Annotated in this window: 11 protein-coding genes; 10 read left to right on the forward strand and 1 reads right to left on the reverse strand. The window is 71.2% G+C overall.

All coding sequences use genetic code 11. The features are described 5' to 3' along the window. Positions 1-56 precede the first annotated feature (56 nt). From ASF17_RS00085 to ASF17_RS00095, 3 genes are all read left to right on the forward strand, one after another. Positions 57-1,493, forward strand: a complete 1,437-nt coding sequence (locus ASF17_RS00085; RefSeq protein ID WP_082475023.1) for a rhamnulokinase — start codon at positions 57-59, stop codon at positions 1,491-1,493. Positions 1,494-1,524: 31 nt separating this feature from the next. Then, positions 1,525-2,763 (forward strand): alpha-hydroxy acid oxidase, encoded by a 1,239-nt coding sequence (locus ASF17_RS00090; RefSeq protein WP_055794081.1) that lies wholly within the window; start codon positions 1,525-1,527, stop codon positions 2,761-2,763. A 188-nt stretch (positions 2,764-2,951) separates the two neighbouring features. Then, a complete protein-coding gene (locus tag ASF17_RS00095; protein ID WP_055794083.1) occupies positions 2,952-5,612 on the forward strand; it encodes a phosphoenolpyruvate carboxylase in 2,661 nt (886 codons plus the stop codon). Positions 5,613-5,814: 202 nt separating this feature from the next. Here ASF17_RS00095 and ASF17_RS00100 read toward each other — a convergent pair whose 3' ends face one another. Further along, entirely contained in the window at positions 5,815-6,243 is a 429-nt protein-coding gene (locus ASF17_RS00100; RefSeq protein ID WP_055794085.1) for a DUF6314 family protein, read from the reverse strand. Positions 6,244-6,388: 145 nt separating this feature from the next. On the opposite strand from ASF17_RS00100, the gene ASF17_RS00105 reads away from it, so the two are divergent. The 7 genes from ASF17_RS00105 (at position 6,389) to ASF17_RS00130 (ending at position 13,157) form a co-directional block, all read left to right on the forward strand. After that, on the forward strand, positions 6,389-7,708 hold the full coding sequence (locus ASF17_RS00105; protein WP_082474932.1) for a sensor histidine kinase: 1,320 nt from the start codon (positions 6,389-6,391) through the stop codon (positions 7,706-7,708). Between the two features lie 74 nt (positions 7,709-7,782). Beyond that, the gene (locus ASF17_RS00110) at positions 7,783-8,442 is read left to right on the forward strand and encodes a response regulator transcription factor (protein WP_082475024.1); all 660 of its coding nucleotides are present in this window, start codon (positions 7,783-7,785) and stop codon (positions 8,440-8,442) included. A gap of 200 nt (positions 8,443-8,642) precedes the next feature. After that, positions 8,643-9,659: a BMP family lipoprotein gene (locus ASF17_RS00115; RefSeq protein WP_055795434.1), complete on the forward strand. Its 1,017-nt coding sequence runs from the start codon at positions 8,643-8,645 to the stop codon at positions 9,657-9,659. A gap of 174 nt (positions 9,660-9,833) precedes the next feature. Next, entirely contained in the window at positions 9,834-10,745 is a 912-nt protein-coding gene (locus ASF17_RS00120) for a hypothetical protein (protein WP_156357233.1), read from the forward strand. Continuing rightward, the gene (locus ASF17_RS00125; RefSeq protein ID WP_156357234.1) at positions 10,742-11,659 is read left to right on the forward strand and encodes a hypothetical protein; all 918 of its coding nucleotides are present in this window, start codon (positions 10,742-10,744) and stop codon (positions 11,657-11,659) included. The genes ASF17_RS00120 and ASF17_RS00125 overlap by 4 nt, the downstream gene beginning before the upstream one ends. A gap of 182 nt (positions 11,660-11,841) precedes the next feature. Further along, positions 11,842-12,246 (forward strand): peptidase inhibitor family I36 protein, encoded by a 405-nt coding sequence (locus ASF17_RS15150; protein ID WP_082474933.1) that lies wholly within the window; start codon positions 11,842-11,844, stop codon positions 12,244-12,246. Next, positions 12,243-13,157 (forward strand): hypothetical protein, encoded by a 915-nt coding sequence (locus tag ASF17_RS00130; protein WP_055794091.1) that lies wholly within the window; start codon positions 12,243-12,245, stop codon positions 13,155-13,157. The genes ASF17_RS15150 and ASF17_RS00130 overlap by 4 nt, the downstream gene beginning before the upstream one ends. Positions 13,158-13,182 lie beyond the last annotated feature (25 nt).

Genomic DNA, 13,182 nt, shown 5'->3' on the forward strand with positions numbered 1-13,182 from the left:
CGGCAGGCGGCGGCGCGGTCGCTGCGGTCGACCTCGGCGCCACCAGCGGGCGCGTCATGCTCGGCCGGGTCGACCGCGACGGGGTCCGGCTCCGACCGGTCGCCCGGTTCGCGAACGACCCCGTCACCGTCCCCGCTGGAGGCGCGGGTCGGGCCGGTCCACCCGCTGCCGGTCTGCACTGGGACGTCCTCGGCCTCTGGCGCTCCGTCACCGGCGGCCTGGCCGCCGCCCTGCGCGACGAACCCGACCTCCGCTCGATCGGGGTCGACTCGTGGGCCGTCGACTACGCCCTCCTCCGCGACGGACGGCTGCTCGGCGCGCCGTACCACTACCGCGATGCGCGGACGGCGGCGGGGGTGGAGGCGGTGCACGCCGCGGTGTCGCCTCGTGAGCTGTTCACGCGGGCCGGGCTGCAGCATCTGCCGTTCAACACGGTGTTCCAGCTGGCGGCCGATCGCGCCTCCGGAGTCCTCGCCCTGGCCGATCGCGCGCTGCTGGTGCCCGACCTGTTCTCGTGGTGGCTGACGGGGGTGGCGGCGACCGAGTCGACGAACGCGTCGACCACCGGTCTGCTGTCGCCCGTCGAGCGCGTGTTCGACGTCGATCTGATGAACCGCGTCGGCGTGCCCGCCGACCTCTTCGCGCCGCTCGTCGAGCCCGGCGCCCGTCTCGGGCCGCTGCTGCCGTCGATCGCCGAGCTGATCGGTGCACCGTCGTCGCTCGGTGTCACCGTCGTGGGATCGCACGACACGGCGTCGGCCGTCGTCGGCGTGCCGCTCGGCGGCGACGACGCCGCCTACGTCTCGAGCGGCACCTGGTCGCTCGTCGGCCTCGAGCTGTCCGCGCCCCTGATCACCGAGGAGGCGCGCCTCGCCGGATTCACGAACGAGGGCGGGGTCGACGGCCGCACGCGGTTCCTGAAGAACGTGTCGGGCCTCTGGCTGCTCAGCGAGTCGATGCGCACCTGGGACGGCTCCGCGGCGACGGCGGCCGAGCGCAGCAGCGATCTGGCCGCACTGCTCGCCGAGGCGGCCGACGTCGTCCGCCCCGTGCCCGTCTTCGACGCCACCGACGAGCGCTTCTCGCCGCCCGGCGACATGCCGGCCCGCATCGCGTCGTGGTGCGTCGAGCACGACGTCGAGCCGCCCCGGGGGCGGGCCGAGACGGTCCGCAGCATCCTCGAGTCGCTCGCTGCGGCGTACGCGTCGACCCTGCGCGACGCCGAACGGCTCTCGGGTCGCACGATCCGCACCGTGCACGTCGTCGGCGGCGGCTCGCAGAACGCCCTGCTCTGCCAGCTGACCGCCGATCGGACGGGCTGCACCGTGCTCGCCGGGCCGGTCGAGGCCACGGCCCTCGGCAACGTCCTCGTGCAGGCGCGGGCCGTCGGCCTGATCGACCCGTCGTCGTCGCTCGAGGCGCTGCGGGCGCTGGTGTCGGCGTCGTCGGCACCCGTCCGCTACCTGCCCCGGGTGCCGTCGCGCGCCTCCTGAGCTCCCTCCGCCCATCTCGAAAGGACCACCCATGGTCGACCGTCGCATCCCCAAGCTCCACGACCTCGCGCCGCTGATGCAGTTCAAGAAGCCCACCTTCGACCTGAAGGCCAAGCGGCTCCGCGAGGCGCTGACCATCGAGGACCTGCGGAGGATCGCGAAGCGCCGCACGCCGACCGCCGCGTTCGACTACACCGACGGGTCGGCCGAGGCCGAGATCTCGCTGCGCCGGGCCCGGCAGGCGTTCCGCGACGTCCAGTTCAACCCGGCGATCCTCCACGACGTCGCCACCGTCGACACGGGCTGGGACGTGCTCGGCAAGCGGGTCGAGCAGCCGTTCGGCATCGCCCCGACGGGCTTCACCCGGATGATGCAGACCGAGGGCGAGAAGGCCGGCGCCGCGGCGGCCGCCGCCGCCGGGATCCCGTTCAGCCTGTCGACGATGGGCACCGCCAGCGTCGAGGACGTCGCGGAGGCGGCACCCGGGGGCCGCAACTGGTTCCAGCTCTACATGTGGAAGGACCGCGACCGCTCGATGGCCCTCGTCGACCGCGCGGCGGCCGCGGGCTTCGACACCCTGCTCGTCACGGTCGACGTGCCGGTGGCCGGAGCGCGCCTCCGCGATTCGCGCAACGGCATGACCATCCCGCCGTCGCTGACGCCGAAGACGATCATCGACGCCCTGCCGCGCCCGTGGTGGTGGGTCGACTTCCTCACGACCGAGCCGCTCGCCTTCGCGTCGCTCGACCGCTGGTCGGGCACCGTGGCCGAGCTGCTGAACACCATGTTCGACCCGACGGTGACCTACGACGATCTGGCGTGGATCAAGTCGCAGTGGCCCGGCAAGCTCGTCGTGAAGGGCGTGCAGACCGTCGACGACGCGCGCCGGGTGACCGACCTCGGCGTCGACGCCCTGATCCTCTCCAACCACGGCGGCCGTCAGCTCGACCGGGCGCCCATCCCGTTCCACCTGCTGCCCGACGTCGTCCGCGAGGTCGGCGGCGACACCGAGGTGCACCTCGACACGGGCATCATGTCGGGCGCCGACATCGTCGCCGCGGTCGCCCTCGGCGCGCGCTTCACGCTGATCGGCCGCGCCTACCTCTACGGGCTCATGGCGGGCGGGCGCGAGGGGGTGGACCGGGCCATCGAGATCCTGTCGGTCGAGATCGCGCGCACGATGCGCCTCCTGGGCGTGAACTCCCTCGACGAGCTCGAGCCGAGGCACGTCACCCAGCTCGAGCGCCTCGTGCCCCGGGCCCGCGGCTGACCCGTGCCCTTGCTCGTGCCCGTGCTCGTGCCTCGGGCTGCGACGGGTTCCCGTCATCCGTGGCGGGTCAGCGCCGACCTGCCACGGACGACACGGACCCGCCGCATCGCAGGACGCCCAGCGAACCCGAGGCGAGCCGAGGAGGCGCGGTGTGCGTCACACGCCCCCGCATCGTCCACAATGGGGCCGTGACCGACATCGAGACATCGAGACGTGCCGACGGCAGCAGCCGTGATGACATCCGCGGGGCCGTCGACGGCGACCTGCGCGGCGACGTGAGCTTCCTCGGCAGCCTGCTCGGGCGCGTGCTGCGCGAGTCCGGCTCCGACGACCTGTTCCGCGACGTCGAGGCGGTGCGGGCCGCCGTCATCGCCGCGTACGAGGGGGCCGGCGGCGCCTCGCTGGACGACGCGCAGGCCATCGTCGACGGCCTCGACCAGGAACGCGCCGAGCAGGTCGCCCGGGCCTTCACCTGCTACTTCCACCTCAGCAACCTCGCCGAAGAGCACCACCGCGTCCGCGTGCTGCGTCGGCGCGGCAGCGCGCAGCGCACGGCCTCCGACTCGGTCGCCGACACGCTGCAGCAGCTCGTCGCCGAGGTGGGCGCCGACGAGGCCTCGAAGCGCCTGAGCGACCTCCGCTTCCACCCCGTGCTCACCGCGCACCCGACCGAGGCCCGGCGTCGAGCCGTCGCGTCGACGATCCGCCGCATCAGCGACCTGATGGACGAGCGAGACCGGCTGCAGAACGACATCGCCGTCGCCGAGGCCGAGCGCCGCCTCCTCGAGGAGGTCGACACGCTCTGGCGCACCTCGCCGCTGCGCACCACGCGCCCCACCCCGCTCGACGAGGTCCGAACGGCGATGAGCGTCTTCGACCAGACCCTCTTCGAGATCGTGCCGCAGGTGTACCGACTGCTCGACGACCGCCTCCTCGGCGACCGGGCCGGCCGCGAGCCGGCCGTCGCCCCGGCGTTCCTCCGACTCGGCAGCTGGATCGGCGGCGACCGCGACGGCAACCCGCACGTCACGGCCGAGGTCACCCGGCAGGCCGCCGACATCGCCGCCGAGCACGTGCTGCTCGGTCTGCACCGTGCCGCGTCGCGGGTGGGTGCGACCCTCACGCTCGACGAGGCCGACACCCCCGCCGATGCGACTCTGCTCGCCCTCGCCGAGGCCCAGCGGGCGCTCGACCCCGAGCTCGCGTCGAGCATCGGCGTCCGCTCGCCGAACGAGACGCACCGTCGGGTGCTGCTCTTCGTGGCGGCCCGCATCGAGGCGACCCGTCGCGACGGCGACCCGCTCGGCTACGACGCGCCCGAGCAGCTGCTCGCCGACCTCCGCGTCGTGCAGCACTCGCTGCGGGCGGCCGGGGCGCATCGCGCCGCGAACGGCGAGCTGCAGGGACTCGTCTGGCAGGTCGAGACCTTCGGGTTCCACCTCGCCGAGCTCGAGGTCCGTCAGCACTCGCAGGTGCACCGCACGGCGCTCGCCGAGCTGCGCGCCGGCGGTGAGACGAGCCCGATGACCGACGAGGTCCTCGCCGTCTTCCGCACCATCAAGGACCTGCAGGTGCGGTACGGGGTGCGTGCCGCCTCCCGGTACATCGTGTCGTTCACGCAGTCGTCCGCCGACCTCGCGAACGTGCACGAGCTGGCCGCGTACGCGCTCGGGTCGGCCGAGGCCGCACCCGTGCTCGACGTCGTGCCCCTGTTCGAGACGTTCGCCGACCTCGAGGCGAGCACGCGCATCCTCGAGGAGGCGCTGGCCACCGAGGTCGTGCAGCGTCGCCTCGCGGAGACGGGCCGCCGACTCGAGGTCATGCTCGGCTACTCCGACTCGTCGAAGGACGTCGGGCCGGTGTCGGCGACGTTCGCCCTGTACGACGCGCAGGCGCGCATCGCCGACTGGGCGGCCGCGAACGACATCACCCTGACGCTGTTCCACGGACGGGGCGGCGCCCTGGGCCGCGGGGGCGGTCCGGCGAACGAGGCCGTGCTGGCTCAGCCGCCGCACTCGGTCGACGGCCGCTTCAAGATCACCGAGCAGGGCGAGGTCATCGTCGCCCAGTACGGCAACCAGGCGATCGGCGCCCGGCACCTCGAGCAGATGGCCGCCGCCACGCTGCTGGCCTCGAGCCCGTCGAACGAGTCCGAGAACGCCGAGGCCGCCGCCCGCTTCGCCGACGTCGTCACCACCATGGACGAGGCGTCCCGCGCTGCGTTCTTCGGACTGGTCAAGGCCGAGGGCTTCGCGTCGTGGTTCGCCGCCGTCACCCCGATGGAGGAGGTGGGCCTGCTCGCCCTCGGCTCACGCCCGGCCCGTCGCGGTCTCTCGGTCGAGTCGCTCGAAGACCTGCGGGCCATCCCGTGGGTGTTCGCCTGGACCCAGGCCCGCATCAACCTCGCCGGCTGGTACGGGCTCGGCTCGGCCCTCGCGGCCGTCGGCGACGTCGACCTGCTGCGCGATGCGTACAAGACGTGGCCGCTGTTCCGCACGATGGTGAAGAACGTCGAGCTGTCGCTGGCGAAGACCGACGGGCACATCGCCCGCGAGTACCTCGGCCTCGCCGAGCGCGACGACCTCGCCGGCGCCGTGCTCGACGAGATGGCGCTCACCCGCGAGTGGGTGCTGAAGGTCAGCGAGCACGCCGAGGTGCTCGACGGTCGCCCCGTGCTCAGCCGGTCGGTGCGTCTGCGCAGCCCGTACGTCGACGCGCTGTCGCTGCTGCAGCTGCGGGCGCTCCGGTCGATCCGCGTGAACGGCGGAGGCGACCCGGCCGATGCCGACCACCGCCTCCTCCTGCTCACCGTGAACGGGATCGCCGCCGGGCTGCAGAACACGGGCTGATCCGACGAGCGGGCTCGCGAGCACCGGGCGCTTCCGCCTGAGCCTCGATCGAGTGGTCCGAGAATGCTCTTCGCGGTCGTGGGAAGAGCATCTTCCGACCACTCGAGGCACGAGGCAGGGGGTGGCACGCGGGCGGCGCGACGCGGGCGTTGCGACGCGACGCAGCGCCGCGCGGGCGAGGCGAGCGACGCGCGAGCGCCCGTCAGGGGGCGCGCGTGTAGGTCGTGACGGCGTCGTACGACTTGGCCGGGCCGCGCACCGTCCACCGCTCGACGAACGACGTGGGCGACAGGACGCGCGTCTCGACGAGGTAGTCGTCGGGAGCGCACGGATGCCGCGCCTCCCAGGCTCCCGCTCGCAGGTCGAGGTCGACGAAGTGCCGTCCGTCGGCGAACCGGACGTCGAGCGACCCGTCCGCCCGCGGGTGATACGTGAGCCGTCGACCCGCGGAGGCGCGGTGCGAGCCCCGCACGACCTCCCCCTCCTCGACGTACGAGGCGGGTCGTTCGGGGTCGTCGCCCGCCGCCTCGACGACCGCGGTCCCCGTGAAGACGGTCTCGTCGCCGACGAGCCGATCGACGACGCGGCGCTCGACGCGCCAGCGGCCGAGCAGCAGCGCGAGGGTGTCCATCCGTCCAGTGTCGCGCACGCGCGATCCCGTGGTTCCGCGGTCGGTCCGCGGTGCCACGCAGGGGCCGGTGCCGTCGAGCCGTCCGCGCGCGAACTCCGACCTTCGGTCGATCCGGCGGGCCGGGCGCCCTCCTTAGGCTCGGGGCATGACCTCCTCGGCATCGACACCCCACGCGGCGCCGGTCGCGCCGTCGCTCCCGGCGGCGCCGCCGGCCCCGGCGCCCGTCCCGCCGGCCCCGCCGCGGCGTCCCGCGACCGGTGCGGGGCCCGGCCGCGCGCACCTGTCCCGGGCACGGCGCGTCTGGGCCGAGACCTGGCGACTCGGCCTCGCGACGCTGGTGGGCCTCCTGGCCTTCGCGCTCGTCTGGCCCGAGACGGCCACCGCCGACTGGAGCGACGCCCGGCTCGGGCTCGGCATGATGGGCGATCTCGCCGTCGGTGTCGCCACCCTGGTGCTGGTCGCGTTCCGCCGCCGCGCACCCTTCGTCATCGCGCTGATCCTGGCGGCCTGCGGGGGCGTCTCGACCCTCGCGACCGGTGCAGCCGTCCTCGGCCTCGTCTCGCTCGCGACCCGTCGCCGCGCTCGCGAGCTGGCGACCGTCGGGCTCGTGTACCTCGCCGCGGGCTGGTTCTCGGAGTCGGTGATGTTCCCCGCGATGGGCGACTCCCTGCCCGCCTGGCAGCTGCTGCTCAGCGGCGTCGTCCTCTACGCCCTCGTCGTGGCCGTCGGCGCCGCCATCGGCAGCCGCCGCGACCTGATCGCCTCGCTGCGCGACCGGGCGGTGCTCGCCGAGCACGAGCAGTCCCTCCGCGAAGCGCGGGCCCGCGACCTCGAGCGCGGCCGCATCGCCCGCGAGATGCACGACGTGCTGGGGCACCGCCTGTCGCTCGTCGCCCTGCACGCCGGCGCCCTCGAGTACCGCGGTCGCGAGCTCACCCCCGACGAGGTCGTCGAGACGGCGGGCGTGGTCCGCGACAACGCGCAGTCGGCGCTCAGCGAGCTGCGCGACGTGCTCGGGGTGCTGCGCGACCCGTCGGCGTCGGGGGCCTCCGAGGTCACGGAGGTCGCGCCTCCTCAGCCCTCGCTGGCCGACCTGCCCGTCCTGCTCGACGACGCCCGCGCCGCCGGGACCGAGGTCTCGGTCGACGTCGACGACCGCACCGCGGCCCGCCTCGTCGAGCTGCCGACGTCGCTCGGACGCCACGCCTACCGCATCGTGCAGGAGGGGCTGACGAACGCGAGGAGGCACGCCCCGGGTCGACCGGTCGAGGTCGCCCTGTCGGATGCCCCGGGTGAGGGGCTGCGGATCGTCGTGCGGAACCCGATGGCCGGCGGAGTGACGACCACGCCGGGCCACGGTCTGACCGGGCTGGCCGAGCGGGTCCGACTCGTCGGCGGGACGTTCCGGGCCGGACCCGACGGGCGGGGCGCGCACGTCGTCGAGGCGGTGCTCCCGTGGAGCTGACGCCCGCCGCCGCGACCCGCGCCGCCGCGACCCCCGCCTCCGCGCCGATCCGGGTCGTGATCGTCGACGACGAGATGCTCGTCCGCACCGGGCTGCGGCTGCTGCTCGGCGGGGACCCGGGCATCGAGGTGGTCGGCGAGGCCGGCGACGGACTCGAGGCCGAGGGCGTCATCGAGCGCACCGAGCCCGACGTCGTGCTGATGGACATCCGGATGCCCCGCTGCGACGGTCTCGTCGCGACCGAGCGCGAGCTGGCTCGGCGCCCCGATCTCGCCGTGCTGGTGCTCACCACCTTCGACGCCGACGATCTGGTGCTCGCCGCGCTGCGCCACGGGGCCCGGGGGTTCCTCGTGAAGGACACCCCGCCGCACGAGCTGGTCCAGGCCGTCCGCACCGTCGCGGCGGGCCGGTCGATACTGTCGCCGTCGGTGCTCGACCGGGTGATCGGCGTGGCCGCCGGAAGGATCGGCGGGCACGGCGGAACCGCAGTCGATCCGGCCGCCGGTCGCGACGAACGCGATCGCCTCGCCCGCCTCACCGGGCGCGAGACCGACGTGGCGCTCGCCGTGGCCCGCGGGGCGACGAACGCCGAGATCGCGTCCGAGCTGTACGTCAGCGTCGCCACCGTCAAGACGCACGTCGGACACGTCTACGAGAAGCTCGAGGTCGACAACCGGGTGCAGGTGGCGCTGCTCGTGCATGCGGCCGGGCGGGGTCCGGCGACGATCGCGTAACAGCATCGCGCGGAGGTCGACCGCGACGGGAGCGGCTGCCATGATCATCGGAGGGCCGCCCGCCGTCCGGGTGCCTCGTCTCGAGAGCTCGTCTCGCCCGACCAGGAGGTCGCCCCGTGTCTGCCCGCACGAATCGCTCGTCGTCCCGTCTCCGCCACCCGCGCCTCCTCGGCTCGGTGGCTCTCTCCGCCGTCGCGCTGATGGCGCTCGCCGCCTGCGCCTCGGCGCCCACGTCCGAGGCGGACCCCGCCTCGACCGACTCGACGCACTGCTCGCGCATGGTCACGAACTCGGGTGGCCTCGACGACCGCTCGTTCAACCAGTCGAGCTGGGCCGGGCTGCAGAAGGCCGAGAAGGAGGACGGCATCGCGGCCGAGGTGCTCGTCTCGACCAACGAGACCGACCTCGCCCCGAACGTCGCGCAGGCGGTGTCGTCGGGGTGCGGCTTCGTGCTGACCGTGGGCTACGAGCTCGCGCCGGCCACCGAGGAGCAGGCCGCCGCGAACCCCGACATCGACTTCGCGATCGTCGACGAGACCGTCGAGGGCGACAACGTCAAGCCGATCGTGTTCGACACCGCCCAGGCGTCGTACCTCGCGGGCTACCTCGCGGCGGGGGTCTCGAAGACCGGCACGGTGGCGACCTTCGGCGGCGGCAACCAGCCCCCGGTGACCCTGTTCATGGACGGCTTCTCCGATGGCGTCGACGCGTACAACGAGGCGCACGGCACGACCGTCGCGCTGCTCGGGTGGGACAAGGAGGCGCAGGACGGCTCGTTCACCGGCGACTTCGAAGACGTCAACAAGGGCAAGCAGCTGGCGCAGGCGCTCATCGACCAGGGCGCCGACGTGATCATGCCGGTGGCGGGTCAGGTCGGCGAGGGGGCCGCGTCGGCGGCGCTCGACGCGGGCGACGTCTCGGTGGTCTGGGTCGACAACGACGGGTACGACACGCTGCCCGCCGAGTACCGCCCCATCCTGCTGACCTCGGTCATCAAGGACACCGAGCAGGCCGTCCAGGACATCGCGATCTCGTCGGCCGACGGGTCGTTCACGAACGAGCCGTACGTCGGCACGCTCGACAACGACGGCGTCGGCCTCGCACCGTTCCACGACCTCGAGTCGTCGGTGCCCGCCGAGCTGAGCGGCGAGCTCGACGCCCTGCGTGCCGACATCGTCAGCGGCGCCGTGACGGTGGAGTCGCCGAGCGCTCCGTAGGCCGCCTCAAGGACTCGTTCTCAGCCTTCAGGAGGAGCGGCGCAGCAGAGTCTTGACCGCAAGACATAACGATCGGTAGCGTTTCGCGTGTCGCACTCAGGGTGCGGCCTGGGAATCCGACTGACGAACCGCATCGGCTCTCGCTGCGCTCGCGGTTCATTCGAGGTGTTGTTCGTGATCCTGCCACGCCGAACGATGTCGAGGGCGGTCCTCGGCGTAGCCGTCGGTGTCTGTCTGGTCGGTCTGTCCGCCTGTACGAATTCATCGGTGCACGAGGCCGATCTGCCGCTGCCCGAGAAGAATCGGCATCGGTGGCTGTTGCCGCTCGACCAGTACCAGTGGCCGCTCGTCGATCCTGTCTCCGATGCAGAACAGGTCATCGTCGCATCGTGCCTTTCAAAGGTCGGATATGAATGGCGCGTCGTACCGACTGAGGACGGGGCGAGTCCGCAGGAGTCCTGGAGCGACGCCGGCCGCAAACTCTTCTCCGTCGAACTCGCAGAGAAATACGGCTACGGGAATTCTCCGATGCTGGATCAGGCCCCAGCGCGTATGGACGCGGACCGCGCGAACCGCGCGGTCTCGCAACAGCACCCTGAGGCAGTCGACGCATGTTTTGAAGAGGCTGCTCCAATTCTCGGCATCGTGGACGGTTCTGCGTACGACTTGGCTCAACAGATCGGCAACCTCGCTTACGCCGAAGCAGAACAAGCTGTCGAGGTCCGCGATGCCGCAAGCGACTGGCGAACGTGCATGAAGGATGCTGGCCTGCCCGATCTGCCCGATGTGCCCGAGGAGATGCCCCCGGCGTCGGTCGACACGGGCGACGACGGCGATGGCATCGATGCTCCCTTCCGAACCGGCGACGAACTCGACGTGCCCGCCGAAGTGCGTCGCGTCGCTGTCGCCGATGCCACCTGCCGAGACTCCACCGGCTACACGTCGACGTTCTACGACGCGGAGTGGGATGCCCAGGTAGAAGCCATGGGCTCCAGAATCGATGTTCTCGAGCGTTTCAAGCAGCAGGCCGAAGAGCAGCGTGCTCTCGCCGAGAGGTATCTCGCAGAGAATGCCGTCTCGCAGTGAGGAAACGATCACGATTCGCCCTGCTCGTTCCCGCCGCGGTGGTCGCGTCGGCGGCCCTTGCGGGGTGTGCGACCGCTGCTGTCCAGGGTGCGGACCTCGACCTGCCCGCAAAGAACCAGTCCCAGTGGCGACTTCCGCTCGATCAGTACCTGCTGCCGCTCATCGACGTCGAGTACGACGCCCAGCAGGTGTTCGTCCACAAGTGCATGGCTGAGGCTGGGCGCGAGTGGGTGGTCCGTCTCGACCCTCCGGGCACCACGACCGGCGAGTCCTGGAACGCTGCGGGCCGCAAGCTCTTCTCAGTCGAGCTCGCCGAAACGTACGGCTACGGGAACTCCGGCCAGATCGCGAGATCGCCGGAGGCTGAACAGGCTTGGCTCAATGGCGAGAGATCCAGACGGGCTGTGGCTGAACAGGCGCCGGAAGCCGCCGAGGGTTGTTTCGAGCAGAGCACGGCAGTCCTGGACGATGAACCGAGTTGGCAGGTCTACGACCTGGCGATGGAGATCGCGGGTGGCGCCTCGGGTGATGCGCAAGAGTTTCCGGAGGTCGAAGAGGCGGCCTCTCGATGGCGCGAATGCATGGCCGACGCAGGGCTCCCCGACCTTCCGGCCGTGCCTGAAGAGATGCCACCGGCATCTGTCGATGACGGAGGTGGCCCGGCCATCGACGCGCCGTACTCGGTCGGCGACGAATTCGACGTCTCCGCGGAGGAGCGCCGGGTGGCGGTCGCGGATACGACGTGTCAGGACTCCTCGGGTTATGCGAGCGCCCTGTACGACGCGGAGTGGGAGGCGCAGGCCGAAGCCATGGAGTCGCATGCGGACGACCTCGTGCGGTACGGAGCGCAGCTCGAGGAGCAACGCGCACGCGCAGAGTCGTACCTCGCCGAGAACACCCCGGAGGCTCGATGAGACCCGGGGTCGAGCCCGACGTGCCACGGGAGGTGCAGCATCCGACCCAACGTGTCGTTGACAGTTATGCATATCGGTTGTTAGTGTTTAATCTGCCACCTTGAAGGGTGGTCTTGGGCACCGTCGAACGAACCGCAACGGTCCTCTTGCGGTACTGGCGGTTCGTTTAGAGGTCCTACTTCATGGCTAGATCAAGCCGACCGATTCTCAGCGCCCTAATCGCGCTTGGGATTCTCTCCTCCTCCGTCATCATGGCCGCACCAGCCTCGGCGGCGCCCAGTGGATGCTCCACGCGGGGGCACGGATGCACGTACGAGGATTCCGGCTACCGCGGCGGCCGTATCAACTTCTATGAGTACGTACGAAACTTCAAGGACGTCTGGCAATGGGGCGGAACGAACCATTTCCTGACCAACGACTCGGCCTCCTCTGGCTTCAACAACGGGACCACGAATCGCGTCGTCAAGTGGTTCGATGACGCGAACTATCAGGGCCCTCGTAAGACCGCGGCCCCGCAACGAGGGCTCAATTTCGGTACGTCCAACGACAAGATCTCCTCGGCGTGCTTCGAGGGCTACTGCAAGTGAAGCGCCCCTCGATCAGGTGGTCGAGCGTCGTGGTCGTCATCGGGACATCCCTGAGCCTCGTCGCATGCACCGAAGACCCGGTCGACGACTCCGTCGTTCTCACCGAGAAGGATCGCGCATCGTGGAGTCTCCCGCTCGACCCGTACCAGAGGCCTCTCGTCGATGTCGTCGCCTCCGCGCAGGATGCGTTCATCCAAGACTGCATGGGGGACTCGGGGGTTCTGTGGAAGGTCGCACCGACCGAGCGCGAGGCGGCTGTCGGTGAATCGTGGAACCCGGTCGGACGAAAGCTCTTCTCCATCGAACTCGCGAGCGAATACGGCTACGGGAACTCATCGGAGATCGCACGATCTGTCGCCGCGCAACGAGCGATGTACGAAGCCGAGTCAGCGAACAGGAGCTTGCCCGAGAGCGCCCATGCGGTCTTCGATCGGTGCCTCGCGGACTCTCGGGAGATGACGAATGAGGCTTCGGGGCGCGGCTCATACGAATTGGCGGAGCAGCTCGCGGGAGTGGCCTACGGTGACGCGAAGGCTGATGACGATGTCGAGGCGGCGGCGTCTCGATGGCGCGGATGTCTCCGTGAAGCCGGTGTGCCGGATCTCCCACGATCACCCGATCAGATGCCCCCTGACTCGATCGCGGGGCTGAGGGGGTCCAATGTCGATGGCGCGGACGCTTCCGGCGAGGATGAACCCGTCCCTGCGGAGGAGATACGCCTCGCCGTCGCCGATGCCGCCTGTCGCGAGTCGGTCGCGTACGCCAGCGCCCTCTACGAGGCTGAATGGCAGGCGCAGGCGGAGGCTGTGGCGGCACGGGCCGATGATCTGAGCCGCTACAAGCGACAGATCGACGACGAACGGGCGCGAGCCGAGGCGTACCTCGCTGAACACGCCGCCGATGCGCGATGACAGCCCATCGAGCGGCAGCACGGGT

This window comes from Frigoribacterium sp. Leaf263 (genome assembly GCF_001422285.1).
Lineage (GTDB): Bacteria > Actinomycetota > Actinomycetes > Actinomycetales > Microbacteriaceae > Frigoribacterium.

Bases quoted from the DNA above. Each gene is read 5' to 3' on its own strand.
- ASF17_RS00105 (WP_082474932.1), top strand. From the start codon at position 6,389: ATGACCTCCTCGGCATCGACACCCCACGCGGCGCCGGTCGCGCCGTCG.
- ASF17_RS00090 (WP_055794081.1), top strand. From the start codon at position 1,525: ATGGTCGACCGTCGCATCCCCAAGCTCCACGACCTCGCGCCGCTGATG.
- ASF17_RS15150 (WP_082474933.1), top strand. From the start codon at position 11,842: ATGGCTAGATCAAGCCGACCGATTCTCAGCGCCCTAATCGCGCTTGGG.
- ASF17_RS00110 (WP_082475024.1), top strand. From the start codon at position 7,783: ATGCTCGTCCGCACCGGGCTGCGGCTGCTGCTCGGCGGGGACCCGGGC.
- ASF17_RS00115 (WP_055795434.1), top strand. From the start codon at position 8,643: ATGGCGCTCGCCGCCTGCGCCTCGGCGCCCACGTCCGAGGCGGACCCC.
- ASF17_RS00100 (WP_055794085.1), bottom strand. From the start codon at position 6,243: ATGGACACCCTCGCGCTGCTGCTCGGCCGCTGGCGCGTCGAGCGCCGC.
- ASF17_RS00085 (WP_082475023.1), top strand. From the start codon at position 57: ATGCTCGGCCGGGTCGACCGCGACGGGGTCCGGCTCCGACCGGTCGCC.